The sequence below is a fragment of the bacterium genome (genome assembly GCA_019912885.1).
GTDB lineage: Bacteria > Lernaellota > Lernaellaia > JACKCT01 > JACKCT01 > JAIOHV01.
Map to the genome: position 1 here is coordinate 1 of JAIOHV010000107.1, position 21,975 is coordinate 21,975.

A 21,975-nucleotide genomic window follows, 5' to 3' on the forward strand; every position below is an offset into this window, starting at 1 on the left:
GGAGATGGTGATGCCGGGCGAAAACGTGAAAATGACGATCGAGCTCATCAACCCGATCGCCCTGGAAGACGGCGTCCGCTTCGCCATCCGCGAGGGCGGACGAACCGTCGGCGCCGGCGTCGTCACCAAGGTTCTGAAGTAGGCTTGGGGGGTAACGGACATGGCCAAACAACGCATTCGGATTCGGCTTAAGGCTTACGACTACAAGCTTCTGGACAAGTCGTCCAAGGAGATCGCCGAGTCCGCCAAGCGGACGGGCGCGCACGTGTCCGGGCCGATTCCGCTGCCGACGAAGATCGAAAAGTTCTGCGTGCTGCGCGGGCCGCACGTCGACAAGAAGAGCCGCGAGCAGTTCGAGATTCGCACGCACAAGCGGCTCATCGAGATCTTCGACACGACGCAGGAGACGATGGAGGCGATGGGCAAGCTCGAACTGTCGCCGGGTGTCGATGTGGACATCAAACTGATCACGAGCGGAGCGGCTTGAGGTTGACGTCATGAAGGGAATCTTCGGAACGAAACTCGGCATGACGCAGGCCTTCGACGGCGAAGGTCGGCGGCACGCGCTCACCGTCATCGAGGCGCGGCCGGGCACGATCATTCGCGTCAAGAGCGAAGAGAAGGACAAGTACGCCGCGGTGCAGGTCGGATTTTTTCCGGTCGACGCGCGCAAGGTGTCGCGTCCGGTCGCGGGGCAAGTCAAGAAGCACCTGCAATTGAAGACGGCGTTTCGCCTCGTGCGCGAATTCCGCGTGACGAACCCGGACGACTACAAGGTCGGCCAGGAGATCACCGTCGAATCGTTTGCGGCGGGCGATGTCGTCGACGTGAAGGGCAGGTCGGTCGGCAAGGGCTTCCAGGGCGCGATCCGCCGGCATCACCATTCGCGTGGCCCGATGACGCACGGCTCGAAGAATCGCCGCGAGGCCGGCTCGATCGGAACGTCGGCGACGCCGTCCCGGGTTCTGAAAGGCCGGCCGATGGCCGGGCATCTCGGAAGCAAGACGACGACGGTGCAGCGCGTGAAGGTGTTCGGCATCGACGCGGACAAGAATCTGCTTTTCATCGAAGGCGGCGTGCCGGGATCGAGCCGCGCCGTCGTGCGCGTTGTCGAGACGAAAAAGCGGCGCAAGAGCGAACAGGCGGAAGGCCAGAGAGGATAACGGCCATGCCGAAAGTGGATATGAAAAGCCAGCAGGGCCAGGCGGCGGGCAGTCTCGAACTGCGCGACGATCTTTTCGGCGCGCCGGTTCGCGAGCATCTCCTTTGGGAGGTCGTTCGCAATCAGCTCGCCAATCGCCGCGCCGGCACGAAAAAGACCAAGGGCCGCACGGAAGTGAGCTACAGCGGCGCCAAGCTCTATCGCCAGAAGGGCACGGGCCGGGCCCGCGCGGGCAGCGCGCGCTCCGGCGTGCGCGTCGGCGGCGGGCACATTCACGCGATCGAGCCCAAGGACTGGTCGTTCAAGACCCCCAAGAAGGTGCGGCGCGGCGCCCTGGTCTCGGCGCTTTCGATGAAGGCGGGCGAGGACAAACTCACCGTCGTCGACGCACTCGCGCTCGATGCCGCCAAGACCAAATCGTTCGTCAGGCTGATGGGCGATCTCGGGGTGACGAACGCGCTGTTCGTCGTCGCCGAGCGCGACGAGTCGCTCGAACGCGCCAGCCGCAATCTGGGGGGCGCGAAGGTGCTGCCGGTCGCGGGGCTGAACGTGTATGACATCCTGCGCTACGACCGCCTGGTCGTGACGAAGGACGCGGTCGCGAAGATCGAGGAAAGGCTCGGCCAATGACGGATCCGCATCACATCATCAAGCGCCCGATCATCACGGAGAAGGCCAACCTGAACAAGGAAGACGCCGGCCATCACGTGTTCGAAGTCGCGCGCGACGCAACCAAGCTCGAAGTCCGCCGTGCGGTCGAGGAGTTGTTCGGCGTGCACGTGCTCGCCGTTCACACCGCGGTCATGCGGGGCAAGAACAAGCGCCGCGGCCGGATTTTCGGCCGTACGCCGAACTGGAAGAAGGCGGTCGTGAAACTGGCCGCCGGGGAAAGCATCGACTTCTTTGAAGGCGTGTAACGAGAATCGAAGGAAGACCTGATGCCGTTTCGAAATTTCAAACCGACGAGTCCGAGCCGCCGCTACATGATGGTGGACAGCTTCGAGGACGTGACCAAGTCGACGCCCGAGAAGTCGCTGCTTGAACCCATGTCGCGCACCGGCGGACGCAACAATCACGGCCGCCAGACCAACGTCAACACGGGCGGCGGGCACAAGCGGCACTACCGCGTCATCGACTTCAAGCGCAACAAGCTCGACATTCCGGCGAAGGTCGCGGCGATCGAATACGACCCGAACCGCAACTGCCGCATCGCGCTGTTGCACTACGTCGACGGCGAGAAGCGCTACATCCTGGCGCCGGTCGCGTTGAAGGTCGGCGACAAGGTCGTCGCGGGCGAGGGGCTGGACATCCAGCCGGGCAACGCGATGCCGCTGCGCAGCATTCCCGACGGTACCAGCGTGCACAATATCGAAATGAAGGTCGGCAAGGGCGGGCAGGTCGCGCGTTCGGCCGGCAATTCCGCCCAGGTCATGGGCAAGGAAGGCAAATACGTCCTTCTGAAGCTTCCCTCGGGAGAGTTGCGCCGTTTTCTTGGCGAGTGCATGGCGACGATCGGCCAGGTGGGCAACGCGGACTACAGCAACATGGTGATCGGCAAGGCCGGCCGGTCGCGATGGTTCGGGCGCCGGCCGCACGTGCGCGGCGTCGCGAAGAACCCGGTGGATCATCCGATGGGCGGCGGCGAGGGCCGCTCCTCCGGCGGTCGTCATCCCTGCACGCCGTGGGGCATTCCGACCAAGGGTTACAAGACGCGTCGGCGGCACGACGCCGACAAATACGTCGTCAAGCGGCGGAAGTAAGGGGAATCGCGTTCATGGCTCGTTCCATCAAAAAAGGACCTTTCGTCGACGGCCACCTGAAGGAAAAGGCGGACCGCGCGCAGACCTCGGGCAGCCGCCAGATCATCAAGACCTGGTCCCGGCGCTCGACGATCCTGCCGGAGTTCGTCGGACTGACCTTCGCGGTCCACAACGGCAAAAAGTTCGTTCCCGTGTTCGTGACGGAGAACATGGTCGGTTACAAGTTCGGCGAGTTTTCGCCGACGCGCACCTTCCACGGCCACGCGGCCGACCGGAAGGCCGCCAAGGCCTCGAAGTAAGGCGCAAGGAGCAACGATCATGGAAGTCAAGGCCGTCGCCAAATTCCAGCGCCTGTCCCCCTTCAAGGGGCGGCTTGTCGCGGACATGGTTCGGGGCAAGCCCGTCGGGCAGGCCCTCGGCGAGTTGGCGCTGACGCCGAAAAAGTCGGCGCGGCTCATCAAGAAGGTCGTCGATTCCGCGGTCGCCAACGCCAGCGCGCGCGGCGGCGTCGATGTCGACGATCTGTACGTCAAGAAGATTTTCGTCGACGGCGGACCGACGCAAAAAAGGGTGTTGCTGCGTTCGATGGGACGCGCCAACCGCGTCCTCAAACGCACCTGCCACATCACCGTCGTGCTCGACGAGCGCTAGGAGGCATCGTGGGTCAAAAAACGCATCCGATCGGATTCCGCCTCGGAATCATCAAGGACTGGAACTCGCGGTGGTTCGCCGACAAGGGCTACGCGAAGATCCTTCATGAAGACCTGCGCATCCGCAATTTTCTGAAGCGTCGCCTCGAGAACGCCAGCGTGTCGCGGATCGAGATCGAGCGCACGCACAACAAGATGACGATCATCATCTACACGGCGCGCCCGGGCGTCATCATCGGCCGCAAGGGACAGGAGCTCGATCTCCTTCAAAAAGAGCTTCAGAAGATGGCCGACCGCGACATCTTCATCAAGGTGCAGGAGGTGCGCCGGGCGGACCTCGACGCGCAGCTCGTCGCGGAAAACATCGGGCAGCAGATCAAGCGCCGCATCGCGTTTCGCCGCGCGATGAAGCGGGCGATCTCAAACGCCATGAAACTGGGGGCCAAGGGCATTCGCGTTTCGGCCTCCGGGCGCCTTGGCGGCGCGGACATGAGCCGGTTCGAGCAATACCGCGAGGGTTGGGTGCCGTTGCACACGCTTCGCGCGGATATCGATTACGGCCAGTACCACGCCAAGACGACATACGGCGTCATCGGGATCAAGGTCTGGATCTATCACGGCGAAGTCGACACGAAGTGAGCTGAACCATGTTGTCGCCAAAAAAGGTCAAGCACCGGAAGATGTTCAAGGGCCGCCGGGCCGGCGGCGCGCGCCGCGGTTCGGATCTCGCGTTCGGCGAGTACGGGCTGCAGGCCGTGCAGGACGGCTGGATCACCGCCCGCCAAATCGAGGCCGCGCGTATCGCGATGACGCGCTCGGTCAAGCGCGGCGGCAAGATCTGGATCCGCATCTTTCCGGACAAGCCGATCACGAAAAAGCCCGCCGAGACGCGCATGGGCAAGGGCAAGGGCGCGCCGGAGGAATGGGTGGCCGTGGTGAAGCCCGGCCGCATCCTTTACGAAATGGAAGGCGTCGAGCCGGCGCTCGCGCAGCAGTCGCTGCGCCTGGCGGCCTCCAAACTCGCGATCCGGACGAAGTTCGTCGCGCGGGAGGGCACCCATGAAGGGTGAGGAATTCCGCAAGCTCTCCGTTGACGAGATGGAGCAGCGCGAGCAGGACCTGAAAGAGGAGTACTTCAACCTCCGCTTTCAGTTTTTCACGGGACAGCTTGAAAACACCGCGCGGATGAAGAGCGTGCGCCGCGATATCGCGCGCCTCAAGACGATACTGGCCGAGCGGGAAAGCGAGACGGAGGCGATCCGATGAGCGAGCAGGGAAAGCGCCGGACGATGCAGGGCATCGTGACCAGCGACAAGATGGACAAGACCGTCGTCGTGAACGTGTCGCGTGTGTTCAAGCATCCGCTCTACGGCAAGGTCGTCAAGCGCCAGAAAAAATACAAGGCCCACGACGCGGCCAACGAATGCCGCGTGGGCGATGTCGTGGAACTGATCGAAACCCGCCCCCTCTCGGCGCAAAAGCACTGGGCCGTGAAGCGGGTCATGAGAAAGCCGGTCGCGTAACCGCGCGGCGGAGGGCTCCAATATGATTCAGCAAGAAACCATATTGACCGTGGCCGACAATTCCGGCGCGCGCCGGCTTGCCTGCATCAAGGTCATCGGGGGCAGCAAGCGGAAATACGCCTCGGTCGGCGATATCGTCGTCGTGTCCATCCGCGAGGCGATTCCGAACGCGAAGGTGAAAAAAGGCGACGTCAAGCGCGCGGTCATCGTGCGCGTGAACAACCACATCAGCCGGCCGGACGGCAGTTACATCCGTTTCGACGACAACAGCGCCGTGCTGATCGACAACAACCGCGAGCCGATCGGAACCCGCGTGTTCGGACCGGTGGCTCGCGAACTGCGCGCGAAAAATTTCATGAAGATCATTTCGCTCGCACCGGAAGTGCTTTGAGGTAGGACGATGATTCCGAAGGGCAAGACAAAGATGCCGGTGCGAAAGGGCGACATCGTCCACATCATCGCCGGCAAGGAAGCAGGCTCGCTGGAGAACAAGGCCAAGCGGGGCAAGGTCCTTGATGTCGACACCGACAAGGGGCGTGTGGTCGTCGAGCGCATGAATTTCATCAAGCGCCACTCGCGTCCGAACAAGGCCAACCGCCAGGGCGGCATCATCGAGCGGGAGGGGCCGATCCACCACAGCAACGTGATGGTCGTCTGCCCGGCGTGCGACAAACCCACGCGCGTCAAGCACGTGATCCTCGAGGACGGACGGAAGCTGCGCGCCTGCAAGAAGTGCGGCGAGCTTCTGGACAAATAAAGGGTGAAGCGATGAATCCCCGGATGCGCGATCTCTACGACAAGACGGTGACCCCGGCGCTCATGCAGGAGTTCGGATACAAGAACCCCATGCAGGTGCCGCGCCTTTCGAAGATCACCGTCAACTACGGCCTCGGCGAGGCCCTGCAGAACCCGAAGCTCGTCGAGTCCTCGGCCGTGGAATTGGCGGCGATCACCGGGCAAAAGCCCGTCGTGACACGCGCGAAAAAGTCCATCGCCGCGTTCAAGCTGCGCGAGGGCCAGGCGATCGGCGTCATGGTCACGCTGCGGCACGAGCGCATGTACGAGTTTCTCGACCGGCTCATTTCGATCGCCATCCCGCGCGTTCGCGACTTCCGCGGCGTGTCGGAAAAGGCGTTCGACGGCCGCGGAAACTACACGCTCGGCGTGCGGGAACAGATCATCTTTCCCGAAATCGATTACGACAAGGTCGACAAGATCAAGGGCCTGAATATCACGATCGTGACGACGGCCAAAACGGACGAGGAAGGGCGCGCCCTGCTGAAGCATTTGGGCATGCCGTTCCGCAGGTAACGAGGAGCATACGCGTGGCGAAAAAATCCTTGCGCATCAAGGCGCAACGCCCCAAGCGGTTTGGCGTTCGCGATTACAACCGGTGCCCGCTTTGCGGACGGCCCCGGGCGTACTACCGAAAGTTCGATATGTGCCGCATCTGTCTGCGCAAGCTCGCCCTTCAGGGAGACCTGCCGGGCGTCGTCAAATCGAGCTGGTAAGAAGGAGCGGGAAACGATGGTCATGACCGATCCGTTGGCCGACATGCTTGCACGCATCCGCAACGCCTATGGCGCGGGGCACGAAAAGGTGAGCATGCCGGCGTCGAACCTCAAGGTCGGCGTCGCGAAGATCCTCAAGGATCGCGGCTATATCGACGCATTCAAAAAGGACGAGGACGACCGCCAGGGCGTGCTCCACGTCTATCTGCGTTACGACGCCGAGCGCAAGCCGATCGTGCAGGGCATCCAGCGCGTGAGCCGGCCGGGTCTGCGCCGTTACGCCAAGGCCGGAGAGATCCCCAGGGTGCTCGATGGGCTCGGCGTCATGATCGTATCGACGAGCCGCGGAATTCTCGCCGACGAGGACGCCCGCACGCAAAACGTCGGCGGCGAGCTTTTGTGCCGCGTCTGGTGACGCGCGAAGGAATGGAAACATGAGTCGCGTAGGGAAAAAACCGATTACCGTCGACAAGGGCGTGAACGTCGAGGTCGCCGGCCGCGTCGTCAAGGTCAAGGGACCCAAGGGCGAACTGACGCACGAATTGCGTGACGGCATCGACGCCCGGGTCGATGGCGGAACGATCCAGGTGAGCCGGGCTTCCGATCACCGGACGCACCGGGCGCTGCACGGCCTGACGCGGGCGCTCCTGCAGAACATGGTCACCGGCGTCTCGAAGGGCTTCGAGACGAAGCTCGAGATGGTCGGCGTCGGTTACAAGGCGGAGGTCCGCAAGGACGCGCTGCACCTGGCGGTGGGATTCCCGGCGGAGAAGGTCGTCCCGATCCCCCGCGGCGTGCAGGTGCAGGTCGAAAAGCAGAATCTCATCACGCTCACGGGCATCAGCAACGAGGCCCTGGGCCATTTCGCGGCGAAGGTCCGAAAGATCCGTCCGCCGGAACCGTACAAAGGCAAGGGCATCAAGTTCGCGGGCGAGCAGATTCGTCGCAAGGTCGGAAAGACCGGCGCGTAAACAAGGGATACGGGGAAAAATCATGTCCGGCGTCAAAACCCGATTGGTCAAACGCACCGCGCGCCAGGCGCGCGTGCGCCGCAAGGTTCGCGGCACCACGCAGCGCCCGCGCCTTTGCGTGTTCCGCAGCGCGCGTCACATCTACGTGCAGGTGATCGACGACACGATCGGCCGGACACTGGCCGAGGCATCGACCCGCGCCAAGGGCTTCGAGATGCCCGCGGCCGCGCCTGTTGCCCAAGGCAAGGACGCGCCCGCGAAGGGATCGAAGATCCTCGCGGCGGAGGCGATCGGCGAGACGATTGCCGCGAAACTGAAGGAAAAGGGCGTGACGAACGTGGTGTTCGACCGCAACGGTTTCCTTTACCACGGTCGCGTGCGCGCGGTCGCGGACGCGGCGCGCAAGGCCGGACTCAACTTCTAGGAAATCAGACAAGGTCGCAAAAGGAGACGCCGTGCAGAGTGCGTATGGACAAACCGGGTATGCGGAGCCGTCGTCCGAACTCGTGGAAAAAGTGATCGCGGTCAACCGCGTGGCGAAGGTCGTCAAGGGCGGCCGCCGCTTTTCGTTCTCCGCGCTTGTCGTCGTCGGCGACGGCGCGGGCCGCGTCGGCGCCGGAAAGGGCAAGGCCAACGAGGTGCCCGAGGCGATCCGAAAGGCCGTGGACAAGGCGAAAAAGTCGCTGTTCCGGGTTCCGCTGACCGAGTCCGCGTCGATCCCGCACACGGTCACCGGCAAGATGGGCCGCGCGGGAGCGGCGTACGTGATCCTGCGTCCGGCGAGCCCCGGCACGGGTGTCATCGCGGGCGGAGCGGTTCGCGCCATCCTCGAGAGCGCCGGCGTGCACAACATCCTGACCAAGTCGCTCGGCAGCCGGAATCCGAACAACCTCGTCCACGCGACGATCACGGGCCTGAAGGCGCTTCAGGATCCCGATGTCTACAAGCGGCGCCTCGCGAGGTAAATCATGGCCAACACGAACAAACTCCGATTGACGCTCGTGCGCTCGACCATCGCGCGCGACGGGAAGCAGTTGCGCATCGTCAAGGCGCTCGGCTTCCACCGCCTGCATGAGACGGTGGAACACGCGAACACGCCCCAGATCCGCGGCATGGTGAAAAAAGTGATTCATCTCGTGAAGGTGGAGGAGGTCTAACATGGACCTTTCGACGCTCAAGCCGGCCGCCGGCGCGGTCAGGTCGCGCAAGCGGCGCGGGCGTGGCAACGCCTCGGGCCTCGGTGGCACCGCGGGCAAGGGGCATAAGGGGCACAAGGCCCGTTCCGGCAAGAACAAGGGGCCCGGATTCGAGGGCGGCCAGATGCCGCTGATCCGGCGCATCCCCAAGCGCGGATTCGTGAACCCCGCCCACCGTGAATACGCGGTGGTGAACGTGGGCGATCTGGCGCGCTTTGAAGCCGGCGCGGTGGTGGATGTCGAGGCGCTGAAAGACACCCGCCTCGTCCGCAAATTGCACGACGGCGTGAAGGTGCTCTCCGGCGGCGAGCTGGCGGTCGCGCTCACGGTGCGCGCGCACAAATTCTCGGCCAAGGCCAAGGAAAAAATCGAAGCCGCGGGCGGCAAGGCCGAAATTCTCGGCTGACGGAAGGATTGACCGGCGTGATCGGCGCGTTTCAAAACATCTTCAAGATCCCCGAGCTGAAAAGGCGCGTGTTCTTCACGCTCATGATGCTTGCGGTGTTCCGGGTTGGATCGGCGATCCCGATTCCCGGTCTGAATACGGCCGCGTTGGCGGACTTTTTCCGCGGCCAGGCGGGAACCGTCTTCGACATGTTCTCGATGTTTTCCGGCGGCGCGCTCGAGCGCGGATCGATCTTTTCGCTCTCGATCATGCCGTACATCTCCGCGTCGATCATCCTGCAATTGCTCACGGTCGTGATTCCGTATCTCGAACGCCTCTCGAAGGAGGGCGAGGTCGGCCGCCGGAAGATCACGCAGTACACGCGATACGGAACGGTGGTGCTTTCGCTCTTCCAGGGCTTCATGATCGCCGTCGGCCTGGAAAAGGGCATGCTCGGCCAGGGCGTCGTCCTGAACCCCGGCATCCTGTTTCACATCAAGACGGCCGTCACCCTGTCGGCCGGCACCGCGTTCATCATGTGGCTCGGCGAGCAGATCAGCGAGTTCGGCGTCGGCAACGGCATCAGCCTCATCATCTTCGCGGGCATCGTCGCGCGCATGCCCGCCGCGATCTATCAGGTCTTCGTCGATGTCGCGGCCGGCGAGCGCTCGATCCTCATGACGCTGCCGATCCTCATCCTGATGATCTTCGTCATCTTCGCCATCATTTTCGTCGAACGGGCGCACCGAAAAATCCCGATACAACACGCCCGCCGCGTCGTCGGCCGGCGCATGTACGGCGGATCGACGACGCACCTGCCGCTGAAGGTCAACACCGCGGGCGTCATCCCGCCGATCTTCGCAAGCTCGATCCTGATGTTCCCGGCGACGTTCGCGCAGATGTTCGAGCACCCCTGGCTCCAGACGATCGGCGACCTGATGGCGCCGGATTCGGCGTTGTACCTCGTCGTCTACGTTGTGCTCATCATCTTTTTCTGCTACTTCTACACCGCCGTCACCTTTAACCCGGTCGATGTCGCTGAAAATCTAAAGAAATCAGGCGCTTACGTGCCTGGATACCGGCCCGGGAAGCGCACGGCCGATTATATCGACCGCGTGTTGACGAGGGTGACGTTGGGCGGCGCCGTTTATGTGGCGGCGATCTGCGTCTTGCCGACATTCATGATTTCGTTCTGGAAGGTGCCGTTTTACTTCGGCGGAACGGCGCTTCTGATCGTTGTGGGTGTGGCGCTCGACACGATCCAGCAGCTCGAGAGCCACATGCTGATGCGCTCGTACGAGGGTTTCCTCGGGCAACGCGGCCGCTTCAAGGGGAGACGCTAGATGCAGGCCGCGCGGTTCATCCTCCTTGGCGCGCCGGGGGCGGGCAAGGGAACGCAGGCGAAGGTCCTTGCGGATCGCTATGGCATTCCGCAGATCTCCACCGGCGACATCCTGCGCGCGGCGGTCAGGAACGGCACGCCGCTCGGCCTCGAGGCCAAGGCATTTATGGACGCGGGCGACCTCGTCCCGGACTCGGTGGTCGTGAGCCTGATCGATGAGCGCCTGGAGGAGGGCGACGCGGAAAACGGTTTCATCCTCGACGGCTTTCCGCGCACCGGCGCGCAGGCCGCGGCGCTGGATGAGCTTTTGGCCGCGCGCGACACGAGGCTGGATGTCGTCGTTTCGCTCGAGGTCGACGAAGAAAAACTGGTGGAGCGGCTGTCGGGCCGGCTGACGTGCGGCGCGTGCGGTTCCATGTTTCACAAGACGTATTCGCCGCCGAAGATGGACGGCGCGTGCGACAAATGCGGGGGCGCTCTGATTCAGCGCGAGGACGACAAGGAGGAAACGATCCGCCGTCGCCTCGAGAATTACCGCGAATTGACCGCGCCGCTGATCGACTATTACGCGCAAAAAGGACAGCTCAAGCGCGTGGACGGAATGCAGGATATCGACGAGGTGACGCGCCTTGTCGAGCACGCCTTGGGAAGAAATTGAGACGCATGAACGCCATTCACCTGAAAAGCCCGGACGACATCGAGGCGATGTACCGGGCCAACCGCGTCGTCGCCGAGGCTCTACGGGCGATGTACGAGGCGGTGCGCCCGGGCGTCTCGACCGGCGAGCTGGACCGCGTGGCGCGGCGCGTGCTGGAAAAGCACGGCGCGCGCAGCGCGTTCCTGAACTACCCGCACTCCGCGGGCGGTCCGGCGTTTCCGGCAACCGTCTGCGCGAGCGTGAACGAGGTGATCGTTCACGGCATTCCGTCGGACGACACGATCCGGAAGGACGGCGACATCGTCAGCCTGGATTTCGGCGCGATCCTTGATGGATGGGTCGGCGATTCCGCGATCACCGTGGCGGTCGGCGCGGCGTCGGAGGAGGCCCAGGGCCTCTTGGCGACGACGAAGGCGTGCCTTACGGCGGCGATCGAGCAATGCGTTGAGGGCAACCGCGTGGGCGACATTTCGCACGCCGTGCAGGTTCTGGCCGAGGGGCGCGGCTATGGGGTCGTCTCCGAGTTTGTCGGGCACGGCATCGGTCGGCGCATGCACGAGGCGCCGCCGATCCCGAATGTCGGCCGCGCGCACACCGGCGAGCGCCTGCGCGTCGGGATGGTGTTCGCGATCGAGCCCATGATCAACGAGGGCTCGCCGGACGTGGTGACGGAAAACGACGGGTGGACGGCGCGCACGGCCGACCGCAAGCTCTCCGCCCATTTCGAGCATTCGGTGGCTATCACGCCGGACGGGCCGCGCGTCCTTTCGGTGTGGGAGTAGGAGCGCAAGATGAAGGTTCAGGCATCGGTCAAGAGGCGCTGTTCCAAGTGCAAGATCATCCGCCGCAAGGGCGTGGTGATTGTGATTTGTTCCATCAAGAAGCATCGCCAGCGTCAAGGCTGACCGGGAGGATTGCAAGAATGCCGCGTATCGCGGGTGTGGATATTCCGAACGACAAGCGCGTCATCGTCGCGCTGACGTACATCTACGGCATCGGCGCCACGACCGCGCGCCGCATCGTGACGGCCGCGGGCATCGACGAGAACGTCCGGGCCGGCCAGTTGACGGACGCCGAGATCGCGCAGCTTCGCCGGGCGATCGACGATCTCGCCAAGGTGGAAGGCGACTTGCGCAAAGAGGTGTCCATGAACATCAAGCGTTTCATGGATATGGGTTCCTACCGCGGGCTTCGCCACCGCCGCGGCCTGCCCGTGCACGGCCAGCGTACGCACACCAACGCGCGCACGCGAAAAGGTCCCAAGCGCGGCACCATCAAGAAGAAAGTGAAGTAAGGAGACCCCATGGCCAAGGTCAGGCGAGGCGGCGCGAAGGTCGTCAAGAAGAACATCCCGTCGGGCGTCGCCCACATTCAGGCGACGTTCAACAATACGATCATCACGATCACCGATCTTTCGGGAAACACCATCTGCTGGTCCTCGGCCGGCAGCTCCGGCTTCAAGGGCAGCCGCAAGTCGACGCCCTACGCCGCGCAGGTCGCCGCGGAGGAGTGCGCGAAAAAGGCCAAGGAGCACGGTGTCAAACAGATTTCCGTTCTGGTCAAGGGACCGGGTTCCGGCCGCGACGCCGCGCTTCGCTCGCTGCTCGCCGGCGGTTTCAAGGTGAATGTGATCAAGGACGTGACGCCCATCATGCACAACGGATGCCGCCCGCCGAAGCGGCGTCGCGTCTGACAGGAGGATTGCAAACTTGGCCCGCTATATCGATTCGGTCTGCCGGCTCTGCCGCCGCGAGGACGAGAAACTCTTCCTCAAGGCCGAGCGCTGCTATACGGAAAAGTGCGCCATCGAACGGCGCAAGTACGCCCCCGGCCAGCACGGCCAAAGGCGCAAGGGCAAGGTGTCCAACTACGGCGTCCAGCTTCGCGAGAAGCAAAAGGCCCGCCGTATTTACGGCGTCATGGAAAGGCAGTTCCGCCTGTATTTCGAACGCGCCGACCGCATGCGCGGCGTCACGGGCGAAAACCTGCTGCAACTGCTCGAACGGCGTCTCGACAATGTGTGCTTCCGCCTCGGTTTCGGCGGCAGCCGCAACGAGGCGCGCCAGTTCGTGAACCACGGGCACGTGCTTGTCGACGGCAAGAAGGTTGACATCGCGAGCTACATCGTCAAGCCGGGACAGACCGTCTCGGTGCGCGAGAAGAGCCGGAAGGTGCAACGCATCAACGAGTCGCTCGAGGCGGCCCAGCGGCGCGGCGTTCCCAACTGGCTCGCGCTCGAACCGGCCGCGTTCACCGGCACGGTGAATGCCGTGCCGGCGAGCGACGACCTCGAATCCACGATCAACGCGCAGCTCATCGTCGAGCTGTATTCGAAATAAGGCCATCCACCCAACGTTTGGGGGACGATTCAATATGCACAAGGTTTGGCGCGACCTGATTCGACCGAAAAAACTTGTTGTCGAGAAGGGGGCGCAGCAAAATTACGCCCGCTTCATCGCCGAGCCGCTGGAACGCGGCTTCGGACAGACGCTTGGCAATTCATTGCGGCGTGTCCTTTTATCCACGCTCCCCGGCGCCGCCATCACCTCGGCGCGCTTCGAGGGCGTCAACCACGAGTTCTCCACGATCGCCGGCGTCAAGGAAGACGTCACCGACATCGTGTTGAACCTCAAGCAGGTCCGGCTGAGGATGCACACCGACTCGGTCGAGACGCTGCGCATCAGCAAAACCGGCGAAGGCACGGTCACGGCCGCGGACATCGAGGCGCCGCCCGCGGTGGAGATCCTGAACAAGGATCTGCACCTGGCGTCGTTGTCGAAGGACGCCGCCATCGAGGCGGAGTTGACCTGCCAGATCGGCCGCGGCTACGCGGCGGTCGAGCAGCAGCGCGGCCCGGACGACGAGTATCCCATCGGCACGATCCTCATGGATGCGCTCTACTCGCCGGTCCTGAAATGCAGCTACCAGGTCACGAACGCGCGCGTCGGGCAGCGCACCGACTTTGACCGCCTCATCCTCGAGGTGCTCACGGACGGTTCGATCACGCCCGAGGACGCGGTCGCGGTGGCGGCGAAGGTCGTCAAGGAGCAGCTCACGGTCTTCATCAACTTCGAGGAAGAGTTCGAGGACTACGACGACTACGCCGAGGAAGTCGACGAAGACGTGGAGACGAACGAAAATCTCTACCGCCGCGTCGACGAACTCGACCTGTCCGTGCGCGCCGCGAACTGCCTGAAGAACGCGGGTATCCGCTACATCGGCGAGTTCGTGCAAAAGACCGAGGCCGAGATGCTCAAGACCAAGAACTTCGGCCGCAAGTCGCTGAACGAAATCAAGGAAGTGCTCGCCGAGATGGGTCTTTCGCTCGGAATGAAACTTCGAAGCTGGCGGCCCCCGGACGAAGACGCCGAGCAGGCCGAAATCTGACGGCAAGCCCTTAAAACGACGGAACGAATGCCATGAGACACCGGAAAGATTTTCGCAAGCTTTCGCGCTCGAGCAGCCATCGCCGCGCGTTGTTTCGCAATATGGCGACAAGCCTCATCCTTCACGGGCGCATCCAGACGACCGAGGCCAAGGCCAAGGAGCTGCGCCGCGTCGCGGACCGCCTCGTCACGATCGGCAAGCGCTACAAGTCGATCGGCGACGCCGGCGGCGAGGACAAAGAGGTCGCGTCCCAGCGCCTGCACGTCCATCGGCGCATGCTCGGCTACCTCAAGGACAAAAAGGCGATCGAGATTCTTTTTACGGATCTCGCCGCGCGCTTCGAGAATCGTCCCGGCGGCTACACCCGGGTCGTGAAGCTCGGCTTCCGTCAGGGCGACGCCGCGCCGTTGGCCTTCATCGAGTTCATCCCCGAGGAAGTCAAGGAGAAGGAAACGAAGAGCAAGCGCCGCCGGCGCCGCCGCAAGGACAAGGGCGAGGACGAGATGGCCGCTGCTCCGGTCTCCGGCGCCAAGGGCGCCAAGGCCAAAGCCGCGCCCGTGCCCGTGGAAGATGCGCCCGGGGAAACCGCGGTGGAAGCTCCGGACGAGGATGCCGCGGAAGAAGTCGGCGAAGACGAAAACAAGGAAGACTGATAACGGAATGGGGGCCTGGAAAACCGAAGGCTCATGGTGATGAGCTTCCAGCCTTCCGGCCTTCCCGCCTTCCGGCCTTTTTTGTAACAAGATGGGCAGGAGACCGTTTGGTCATCCTGCCTTTTCTTTGCTATACGAATCCCACGGACGAAACCCGATGAACGCCAACGCGCCCACCCCGCCATCCGCCAATCCTGCGAGCAACAAAAAGCTGCTCGCCGTGTTTCTCGTATTCGCCGCGCTGCTCTACGTGCTCATCTTCGGATGGGACTGCGGCGGACCGGCGGGCCTGTCGGTGATGGGCGAGCGCGTCGAGGCCAAGGGATTCACGCTGCCCGACATGTCGGGAAAGCCGGTGTCGCTGGCGGACCTGCGCGGCAAGGTCGTCTTCCTGAATTTCTGGGCGACGTGGTGCGCGCCGTGCCGCCGCGAGATGCCGGACATCCAGCGCCTCTACCGAAAGATGGACCCGGAGCAGTTCGCCATCGTCACCGTGTCGGTTGACAGCGGCGGGCGCGAGGACGTGGCGCGATTTTTCCGTTCGCGCCAGCTTGAGGTTCCCGCGCTGCTCGATCCGGAAAACAAGGTGGCGCGGATCTACGGCGTGACTGGATTTCCCGAGACATTCCTCATCGACAAGCAAGGCAAGCTCGTCGAGCGCTTCATCGGCCCGCGCAATTGGCTCTCCGATTCGTTCATGGAACGCTATCGCGAACTCATCGGAGAGTAGCCGCCGGCCCCGGGCGAAATTATGGCAAAGCGCGATTCGGAATCCGGCGTTCCCTTCCCGCCGTCCGGCGCGGACCGCGAAAACCTGAACCGCCTGCGCGCGGCGCACGCCGAAAAATTCCTCGAACCCGACGCCGCCTTCTCGCGCATTCGCCCGGGAAGCCGCATCTTCGTCGCGACCGCGTGCGGCGAGCCGACGTATCTTGTCGATGAGCTGGTGCGTTTCGTCGCCGGTAACCCCAAGGCATTTTTCGACGCCGAGGTGATGCAGGTGCTGACGCTCGGCGTCGCCCCCTTCGCCAACGAGCGCTACCGCGGCAACTTTCGCGTCAATTCGTTTTTCATCGGCCAGCCCATCCGCGAAGCGGTCAACGCCGGCGGCGCCGACTACGAGCCCGTTTTTCTCTCGCGCCTTCCGCGTTTCATGCGCACGGGGCTCGTGCCGATCGACGTCGCCGTCATCCAGACCTCGTTGCCGGACCGCCACGGCCATCTCTCGCTTGGCGTTTCGGTCGACATCGTCCGCGCCGCGGTCGAAACCGCCGATTTCGTCATCGCGCAGGTCAACGCGCACATGCCGCGCGTGCACGGCGAGACGTTTCTTTCGATCGACGACATCGACGCGTTGATCCTGCGCGACGAGCCAATCATCGAGATCGACCTGCCCCCCGAGGACGAGACGCGCCGGCGCATCGGCAACTTCGTCGCGGGCCTTGTGATGGACGGCGACACGTTGCAGGTCGGTTACGGCGTCCTGCCGAACGCGGTGCTGGCGAGCCTCGCCGGAAAGCATGAACTCGGCATCCACACGGAGCTTCTGACCGACGGACTCGCGAATCTGATGCGCGCCGGTGCGGTGACCAACCGCAAAAAGACGCTCAATCGCGGCAAGGCCGTCGCGGCTTTTTGCATGGGCACACGCGACACGTACGCCTTTTTGCACGACAATCCGGCATTCGAGTTCCGTCCGGTCGATTACACCAACGATCCGCTCGTCATCGCGCGCCAGGAACGCATGTGCGCGATCAACACGGCGCTTTCGATCGACCTGACCGGGCAATCGACATCCGAATCGCTCGGGCGGCAATTTTTTTCCGGCATCGGCGGGCACGCGGACTTCATGCGCGGCGCGCTGCTGGCGCCCGGCGGCAAGGCGATCCTTGCGTTGCCGTCGACCGCGGCGGGCGGCACGGTTTCGCGCATCGTCCCGTTTCTCGACGAGGGCGCCGGCGTCACCCTGACGCGAGGCGACGTGCAATACGTCGTCACCGAATACGGCGTTGCGCACCTTTTCGGCAAGAACGTGCGCGAGCGGGCGATGTCGCTCATTGCCATCGCGCACCCGAAATTCCGGGAGGAACTGCTTGAAAAAGCCAAGGCCGAAGGGCTCGTTTACAAGGACCAGGCGTTCGTGCCCGGGCGGCGCGGCGAGTATCCCGAACATCTGGAATCGACCGCGACCACCAAGACGGGCCTGACGCTTCGCCTTCGCCCCGTGCGCATTTCCGATGAGCCGATTTTGAAGGAATTCTTTTACGCGCTCTCCGACAAGAGCGTGTATCGCCGCTTCATCTCCGCTCGGCGCGACATGCCGCACGAGCGTCTCCAGGAATTCGCCGTCATCGACTACACGCGCGAGATGGTCATCCTCGCGTTCGCGTCCGGAGACGATGCGGAGGAGCTCGTCGGGGTCGGCCAGTGGTCGATCGACGAGGCGCGTCATGTCGCGGAGGTCGCGTTCGTCGTGCGCGACGAGTACCAGGGCCGTGGCATCGGCTACGAGTTGTTGAAAACGCTGACGCGTCTGGCGCGCAAACAGGGTCTGCTCGGTTTTACCGCGGAGGTTCTCGCCGAAAATCACCCGATGCTGCGCGTCTTCGAAAAAATGGGATTCGACACAACGCGCCGGCGCGCCGCCGGTGTCGTCGAGCTTGTCATGAGGTTCCCGTCCTGACCGCCGCGAGGACATCCGCGCTCGGCGCGCTCTTCGCGCCGCGCCGCGTCGCCGTCGTCGGCGCGTCCGCGGACCCGGCCAAGATCGGCCATCGCGTCGTCGCCAATATCCTTTACGGCGGTTACGCCGGCGAGGTCATCCCCGTGAATCCGCGCGGCGGCACGATTCTCGACCGCCCCGTCGCCCGGTCGATCCGGGATGTGGAACCCGGCGTCGACATGATCGTCGTCACGACGCCGGCCGGGACGGTTACGTCGGTCGCGCGCGAGTGCGTGGAGGCGCGGGCGAAAAATCTCGTCGTCATCACCTCCGGCTTTTCCGAAATCGGCCGGCGCGGGGAAGAGGCGAGTCTTGTGGACATCGCCCGCGCGGGCGGCGCGCGCGTGCTCGGCCCCAACATCTTCGGGCTCTACTCCGCGCCCGCTTCCCTGAACGCCACGTTCGGCCCCGCGCGCGTGCCCAAGGGCAACATCGCCATCGTCTCGCAGTCCGGCGCGATCGGCATCGCCATGATCGGCAAGGCCGCCTCCGAAAACCTCGGCCTGTCGGCCATCGTCTCGGTCGGCAACAAGGCCGATCTGACCGAGGCCGATCTGCTCGAGCACTTCCGCTCCGATCCCACGACGCGCGCGGTCTTGCTCTACATCGAGGGTTTGCGCGACGGCGAGCGCTTCCTTTCCGCGGCGGCGAAGGTCGCGCGCGAAAAACCGATCATTGTGCTCAAGTCCGGGTGGTCCAAGCGCGGCGCCGCCGCGGCCGCTTCGCACACCGGTTCGCTCGCCGGCGAGAACGAGGTTTTCGACGCGCTCACAAGCCAGGCCGGCATCTTGCGCGCGGAGACGCTTTCCGACGCCTTCCGCTGGTGCGCGTTCCTTTCGTCCGCGCCCGAACCGCGCGAGGGCGACGGAGCGGTCATCGTCACCAACGGCGGCGGCGTCGGCGTCATGGCGACCGACGCAAGCGAGCGTCACGGCGTTCGCCTTATCGATGACGTCGCCATGATGCACGAACGTTTCGACGCGTGCGTTCCGGAATTCGGCTCCGTGAGAAACCCGGTCGATCTGACCGGCCAGGCCGTCGCCGCGGACTACCGGCATGCGCTCGCCGCCGCGATCGACGAGCCGAAAATCTCCTCGGTCATCGCGCTGTTCTGCGAGACCGCCGTCGTCGTCGTTGACGAGTTGTTCGAAATCATCCGCGAATCGAACGAACGCGCCCGCGGGGTCAAGCCGATCGTTTACGCTCTGTTCGGCGGCCATGCGATGGAAGAACTCGCCGCGCGCCTGCGCCACGCGGGAGTGCCCGCCTACGGCGAGGTGTACGACGCGGTTGCCGCTCTGGGCGCGCTCGTGCGTCATGCGCGGCATCGCGAGACGCCGGCGCGGCCGAAGCCGCCGGAAATCGACACGGCGCGCATCGGCAAAATCGTCGCCAAGGTGCGCCGGGAGCGCCGCACCGCGCTGCTTTCGCACGAGGCGTTCGAGGTGATGCACGCCATCGGCGTCGGCGTGCCGGACTCGGCGCTCGCCGCGTCGCTCGATGATGCGCTCGCGCACGCGCGGCGGATCGGCTATCCCGTCGCGCTGAAGATCGTCTCGCGCGATATCCTGCACAAGACCGACGCGGGCGGCGTGCTGCTGAATCTCGACGACGACCGCGAACTGGTGGACGGATACGAAACCGTGATGCACCGCGCGCGGCGCGCCAAGCCCGGCGCGCGAATTGACGGCGTGCTCGTCACGCGCATGGCCAAACCGGGCGTGGAGGTCATCGTCGGCGCGCGGCGCGACTCGGTGTACGGTCCGGTCGTCATGTTCGGCATCGGCGGAATTTACGTGGAGGTCATGAAGGACGTGGCCTTCCGCGGGCTGCCCGTCACGCGCCGCGAGGCCGCGGAGATGATCGGCGAGATCCGCGGCTACCCGCTGCTTCTCGGCGTGCGTGGTGAGAAACGCAAGGACATCCCCCGCGTCATCGACACGTTGCTGCGCGTCGCCGCGCTCATCGAGGCGTGCCCCGAAGTGACGGACGTGGAGATCAATCCCATCATGGTTTATGCGGAAGGCGAGGGCGTCTCGTCGGTTGACGCACGCATCCTCGTCGCGCCGCGTGAAAAATCGGACGAAGGGAAAACGTCATGACGATGGATCGGCGACCCGCGAACTCCTTCCGGAACATTTCGCACTCCGCATTCAACACTCCGCATTCGAAAGAGGACGGACTCAATCCTCAATCCTCAATCCTCGATCCTGGAGAAACATCATGACCGCCGTCGTGGCCGCATCGCTTCGCGAAGGCGCCGGAAAAACCACCGTGCTGCTTGGCCTGGCCCGCGCCGCCGGCAAGTCGCGCTACGTCAAGCCGCTCGGCGATCACCTCGTCTACCGCATGAAGCGGCAGTGGGATCAGGACGCCGCGCTCATGAACCACGCCCTCGGCCTTGGCGCCGAGCCCGAAAGCCTGACGATCGGCTTCGAGCCTTCCCGCATCCGGTACACGCACCCCGGCGGCGTCGACGAGGCGCTCGACGCGATGCTCATGGCGAACGGCGACGCGCCGCTCTTTATCGAAGCGGGGCGCGATCTGGCCGCGGGCGCGTCGGCGGATCTGGACGCCGTCAGCCTGGTACAAAAGGCCGGCGCGACGCTTCTTCTCGTGCTCGACGAAGACGACGACCGCGTGCTCGACGCCGCCGCGTTCGTCGCGCGCGTGTGCGCGGGCAAAGCCGCGCGCATCGGGCTTGTCGTCAACAAGGTGCGCGACACGGCCGATTTTCGCGCCACTATCGCGCCGCAAATCGCGAAGATGGGCCTTGCGCTCTGGGGCGTGATTCCGCACGAGCCGGCGCTCCAGGAGTTGTGCGTCGCCACCATCGCCGACCGCCTGTTCGCCAAGGTGTTGGCGGGCGAGGGCGCCCTGACGCATCGCGTGCGCAACATCCTCGTCGGCGCCATGAGCGCGGACGCCGTGCTGCGCTCGCCGGTCATGAAACGCGAGGACCGCCTGCTCATCACCTCCGGCGAGCGGGACGATATGCTGCTCGCGGCGCTTCGGACGGACTGCGTCGGCGTGATCGCCACCAACAACACTCCCCCCGCGCCGCCGGTCATCGCCCGCTTCGTCGAGGCCGACATCCCGCTGCTGCTCGCCCGCGGCGATACCTTCGCCGTCGCGACGCAGGTCCACGAGATCCGTCCGCTGCTGACCGAAAACGACGACGAGAAGATCGAGATCGCGGCAAGTCTCGTCGCGGCGAACATCGACGCCAAGGCAATTCTGGATCAATTTTCGTAACCGCGATCGAATTTAGGGGCGCCGCCGATTTCCCGCGACGCCCAAGCCCATCCACGCACAAAATCTGGTAAAATTCCCGCGAAATATGGTGTGAACACGTATTTCGCGAGCGTCGCGATTCCGTACGCGTACGGAATCGCCGGGCTTATGCGTCGGCGCCGGAGGAGATAAGGAAAATGAAGACTCAAAACCTTTCACGTGCACGAATAGCCTTGAATTTCTTCAGCTTATTTACGCCGCAAAAATATGTTGCTATTTTTACAAATCGCGCGTATGTATGTCTTACACACATCGGAGCACCGCGCGTCGTGGATATTCCGGCGACCACACGCAATCCGAAAATGCGAAAACGGTGCACGCCTGCGCGCTTCAACCGCCTTGCGACTCTCCTTTTCCTCTTGCTCCCGCTTCTCCTCGCGCTCCCCGGCTGCTCGTGCGGCGACGATGACGATAGCGATCCCGCCAATGGCGGGACGCCGGACGATGACGACGATTCGGTCGACGACGACGATTCGGGAATCGACGACGATGCGGGGGATGACGATTCGGCCGTGGACGATGACGCGGACGACGATTCCGCGTCGGACGACGATTCCGACGATGACCTGGACGACGACATCTATTCCTGCGAGCCGCTTCCCGATCCTCCCGTCTGGACTGACATCTGCCCGAAGTCCTGGCCGGTGGACGATCCGATCGGCGGCGAGCTTTGCATCATCGGCGGCGGTCGAGGACTCGAGGAAAACGATGTTCAGGTCGGGTCGGACGGGAACATCTACGCGCTCGTCTCTCTTGGCGGC

The 21,975-nt window shown here is 64.0% G+C and carries 35 protein-coding genes; all 35 read left to right on the plus strand.

Going from position 1 to position 21,975, the window contains the following annotated elements; all coding sequences use genetic code 11:
• Positions 1 to 142 (plus strand): elongation factor Tu (gene tuf, locus K8I61_09060; protein MBZ0272174.1); only part of this gene is annotated, 142 nt, incomplete at its 5' end.
• Positions 143 to 160: 18 nt separating this feature from the next.
• Complete coding sequence (rpsJ, locus tag K8I61_09065) at positions 161 to 487, plus strand: 30S ribosomal protein S10 (protein MBZ0272175.1); 327 nt, start codon at positions 161 to 163, stop codon at positions 485 to 487.
• A gap of 10 nt (positions 488 to 497) precedes the next feature.
• Positions 498 to 1,163 (plus strand): 50S ribosomal protein L3, encoded by a 666-nt coding sequence (gene rplC / locus K8I61_09070; protein ID MBZ0272176.1) that lies wholly within the window; start codon positions 498 to 500, stop codon positions 1,161 to 1,163.
• 5 nt (positions 1,164 to 1,168) lie between these two features.
• Positions 1,169 to 1,792, plus strand: coding sequence for a 50S ribosomal protein L4 (gene rplD / locus K8I61_09075; GenBank protein ID MBZ0272177.1), 624 nt, complete (start codon positions 1,169 to 1,171; stop codon positions 1,790 to 1,792).
• The gene (locus tag K8I61_09080; protein ID MBZ0272178.1) at positions 1,789 to 2,079 is read left to right on the plus strand and encodes a 50S ribosomal protein L23; all 291 of its coding nucleotides are present in this window, start codon (positions 1,789 to 1,791) and stop codon (positions 2,077 to 2,079) included. Before rplD ends, K8I61_09080 begins: the two co-directional genes overlap by 4 nt.
• 21 nt (positions 2,080 to 2,100) lie before the next feature.
• Complete coding sequence (rplB, locus tag K8I61_09085; GenBank protein ID MBZ0272179.1) at positions 2,101 to 2,922, plus strand: 50S ribosomal protein L2; 822 nt, start codon at positions 2,101 to 2,103, stop codon at positions 2,920 to 2,922.
• 14 nt (positions 2,923 to 2,936) lie between these two features.
• Complete coding sequence (rpsS, locus tag K8I61_09090; protein MBZ0272180.1) at positions 2,937 to 3,221, plus strand: 30S ribosomal protein S19; 285 nt, start codon at positions 2,937 to 2,939, stop codon at positions 3,219 to 3,221.
• A gap of 19 nt (positions 3,222 to 3,240) precedes the next feature.
• Positions 3,241 to 3,573, plus strand: a complete 333-nt coding sequence (gene rplV / locus K8I61_09095) for a 50S ribosomal protein L22 (protein ID MBZ0272181.1) — start codon at positions 3,241 to 3,243, stop codon at positions 3,571 to 3,573.
• Positions 3,574 to 3,581: 8 nt separating this feature from the next.
• The gene (rpsC, locus tag K8I61_09100; protein MBZ0272182.1) at positions 3,582 to 4,211 is read left to right on the plus strand and encodes a 30S ribosomal protein S3; all 630 of its coding nucleotides are present in this window, start codon (positions 3,582 to 3,584) and stop codon (positions 4,209 to 4,211) included.
• 8 nt (positions 4,212 to 4,219) lie between these two features.
• Positions 4,220 to 4,642 carry a 50S ribosomal protein L16 gene (gene rplP / locus K8I61_09105; GenBank protein MBZ0272183.1) on the plus strand — a complete coding sequence of 141 codons (423 nt, stop codon included), beginning with the start codon at positions 4,220 to 4,222 and terminating at the stop codon, positions 4,640 to 4,642.
• On the plus strand, positions 4,632 to 4,838 hold the full coding sequence (gene rpmC / locus K8I61_09110) for a 50S ribosomal protein L29 (protein MBZ0272184.1): 207 nt from the start codon (positions 4,632 to 4,634) through the stop codon (positions 4,836 to 4,838). Before rplP ends, rpmC begins: the two co-directional genes overlap by 11 nt.
• Entirely contained in the window at positions 4,835 to 5,095 is a 261-nt protein-coding gene (gene rpsQ, locus K8I61_09115) for a 30S ribosomal protein S17 (protein ID MBZ0272185.1), read from the plus strand. The genes rpmC and rpsQ overlap by 4 nt, the downstream gene beginning before the upstream one ends.
• Positions 5,096 to 5,117: 22 nt before the next feature.
• Positions 5,118 to 5,486, plus strand: coding sequence for a 50S ribosomal protein L14 (gene rplN / locus K8I61_09120; GenBank protein ID MBZ0272186.1), 369 nt, complete (start codon positions 5,118 to 5,120; stop codon positions 5,484 to 5,486).
• A gap of 33 nt (positions 5,487 to 5,519) precedes the next feature.
• Entirely contained in the window at positions 5,520 to 5,852 is a 333-nt protein-coding gene (gene rplX, locus K8I61_09125) for a 50S ribosomal protein L24 (GenBank protein ID MBZ0272187.1), read from the plus strand.
• A gap of 11 nt (positions 5,853 to 5,863) precedes the next feature.
• Positions 5,864 to 6,406, plus strand: coding sequence for a 50S ribosomal protein L5 (rplE, locus tag K8I61_09130; protein ID MBZ0272188.1), 543 nt, complete (start codon positions 5,864 to 5,866; stop codon positions 6,404 to 6,406).
• Between the two features lie 14 nt (positions 6,407 to 6,420).
• Entirely contained in the window at positions 6,421 to 6,606 is a 186-nt protein-coding gene (locus K8I61_09135) for a type Z 30S ribosomal protein S14 (GenBank protein ID MBZ0272189.1), read from the plus strand.
• Positions 6,607 to 6,622: 16 nt separating this feature from the next.
• Positions 6,623 to 7,021 (plus strand): 30S ribosomal protein S8, encoded by a 399-nt coding sequence (gene rpsH, locus K8I61_09140; GenBank protein MBZ0272190.1) that lies wholly within the window; start codon positions 6,623 to 6,625, stop codon positions 7,019 to 7,021.
• Positions 7,022 to 7,040: 19 nt separating this feature from the next.
• The gene (gene rplF, locus K8I61_09145) at positions 7,041 to 7,577 is read left to right on the plus strand and encodes a 50S ribosomal protein L6 (protein ID MBZ0272191.1); all 537 of its coding nucleotides are present in this window, start codon (positions 7,041 to 7,043) and stop codon (positions 7,575 to 7,577) included.
• 22 nt (positions 7,578 to 7,599) lie between these two features.
• On the plus strand, positions 7,600 to 8,001 hold the full coding sequence (gene rplR / locus K8I61_09150; GenBank protein ID MBZ0272192.1) for a 50S ribosomal protein L18: 402 nt from the start codon (positions 7,600 to 7,602) through the stop codon (positions 7,999 to 8,001).
• A gap of 31 nt (positions 8,002 to 8,032) precedes the next feature.
• Positions 8,033 to 8,542 carry a 30S ribosomal protein S5 gene (gene rpsE, locus K8I61_09155; protein MBZ0272193.1) on the plus strand — a complete coding sequence of 170 codons (510 nt, stop codon included), beginning with the start codon at positions 8,033 to 8,035 and terminating at the stop codon, positions 8,540 to 8,542.
• A 3-nt stretch (positions 8,543 to 8,545) separates the two neighbouring features.
• A complete protein-coding gene (gene rpmD, locus K8I61_09160) occupies positions 8,546 to 8,734 on the plus strand; it encodes a 50S ribosomal protein L30 (protein MBZ0272194.1) in 189 nt (62 codons plus the stop codon).
• A gap of 1 nt (position 8,735) precedes the next feature.
• Positions 8,736 to 9,179 (plus strand): 50S ribosomal protein L15, encoded by a 444-nt coding sequence (rplO, locus tag K8I61_09165; protein MBZ0272195.1) that lies wholly within the window; start codon positions 8,736 to 8,738, stop codon positions 9,177 to 9,179.
• 17 nt (positions 9,180 to 9,196) lie between these two features.
• Positions 9,197 to 10,501 carry a preprotein translocase subunit SecY gene (gene secY / locus K8I61_09170; GenBank protein ID MBZ0272196.1) on the plus strand — a complete coding sequence of 435 codons (1,305 nt, stop codon included), beginning with the start codon at positions 9,197 to 9,199 and terminating at the stop codon, positions 10,499 to 10,501.
• Positions 10,502 to 11,158 carry an adenylate kinase gene (locus tag K8I61_09175; protein MBZ0272197.1) on the plus strand — a complete coding sequence of 219 codons (657 nt, stop codon included), beginning with the start codon at positions 10,502 to 10,504 and terminating at the stop codon, positions 11,156 to 11,158.
• 5 nt (positions 11,159 to 11,163) lie between these two features.
• A complete protein-coding gene (map, locus tag K8I61_09180; protein MBZ0272198.1) occupies positions 11,164 to 11,940 on the plus strand; it encodes a type I methionyl aminopeptidase in 777 nt (258 codons plus the stop codon).
• A gap of 9 nt (positions 11,941 to 11,949) precedes the next feature.
• Positions 11,950 to 12,063: a 50S ribosomal protein L36 gene (rpmJ, locus tag K8I61_09185; GenBank protein ID MBZ0272199.1), complete on the plus strand. Its 114-nt coding sequence runs from the start codon at positions 11,950 to 11,952 to the stop codon at positions 12,061 to 12,063.
• Positions 12,064 to 12,080: 17 nt separating this feature from the next.
• Positions 12,081 to 12,452, plus strand: a complete 372-nt coding sequence (gene rpsM, locus K8I61_09190) for a 30S ribosomal protein S13 (GenBank protein ID MBZ0272200.1) — start codon at positions 12,081 to 12,083, stop codon at positions 12,450 to 12,452.
• Positions 12,453 to 12,461: 9 nt separating this feature from the next.
• A complete protein-coding gene (gene rpsK, locus K8I61_09195) occupies positions 12,462 to 12,851 on the plus strand; it encodes a 30S ribosomal protein S11 (protein ID MBZ0272201.1) in 390 nt (129 codons plus the stop codon).
• 16 nt (positions 12,852 to 12,867) lie between these two features.
• Positions 12,868 to 13,497 carry a 30S ribosomal protein S4 gene (gene rpsD, locus K8I61_09200; protein MBZ0272202.1) on the plus strand — a complete coding sequence of 210 codons (630 nt, stop codon included), beginning with the start codon at positions 12,868 to 12,870 and terminating at the stop codon, positions 13,495 to 13,497.
• Positions 13,498 to 13,531: 34 nt separating this feature from the next.
• Positions 13,532 to 14,545, plus strand: a complete 1,014-nt coding sequence (locus tag K8I61_09205; protein MBZ0272203.1) for a DNA-directed RNA polymerase subunit alpha — start codon at positions 13,532 to 13,534, stop codon at positions 14,543 to 14,545.
• 32 nt (positions 14,546 to 14,577) lie between these two features.
• On the plus strand, positions 14,578 to 15,198 hold the full coding sequence (gene rplQ, locus K8I61_09210; GenBank protein ID MBZ0272204.1) for a 50S ribosomal protein L17: 621 nt from the start codon (positions 14,578 to 14,580) through the stop codon (positions 15,196 to 15,198).
• Between the two features lie 157 nt (positions 15,199 to 15,355).
• Entirely contained in the window at positions 15,356 to 15,928 is a 573-nt protein-coding gene (locus K8I61_09215) for a TlpA family protein disulfide reductase (GenBank protein MBZ0272205.1), read from the plus strand.
• Positions 15,929 to 17,625: 1,697 nt separating this feature from the next.
• Complete coding sequence (locus K8I61_09220) at positions 17,626 to 20,022, plus strand: acetate--CoA ligase family protein (protein MBZ0272206.1); 2,397 nt, start codon at positions 17,626 to 17,628, stop codon at positions 20,020 to 20,022.
• 121 nt (positions 20,023 to 20,143) lie between these two features.
• Positions 20,144 to 21,175, plus strand: coding sequence for an AAA family ATPase (locus K8I61_09225; protein MBZ0272207.1), 1,032 nt, complete (start codon positions 20,144 to 20,146; stop codon positions 21,173 to 21,175).
• A gap of 398 nt (positions 21,176 to 21,573) precedes the next feature.
• Positions 21,574 to 21,975 (plus strand): hypothetical protein (locus K8I61_09230; GenBank protein ID MBZ0272208.1); only part of this gene is annotated, 402 nt, incomplete at its 3' end.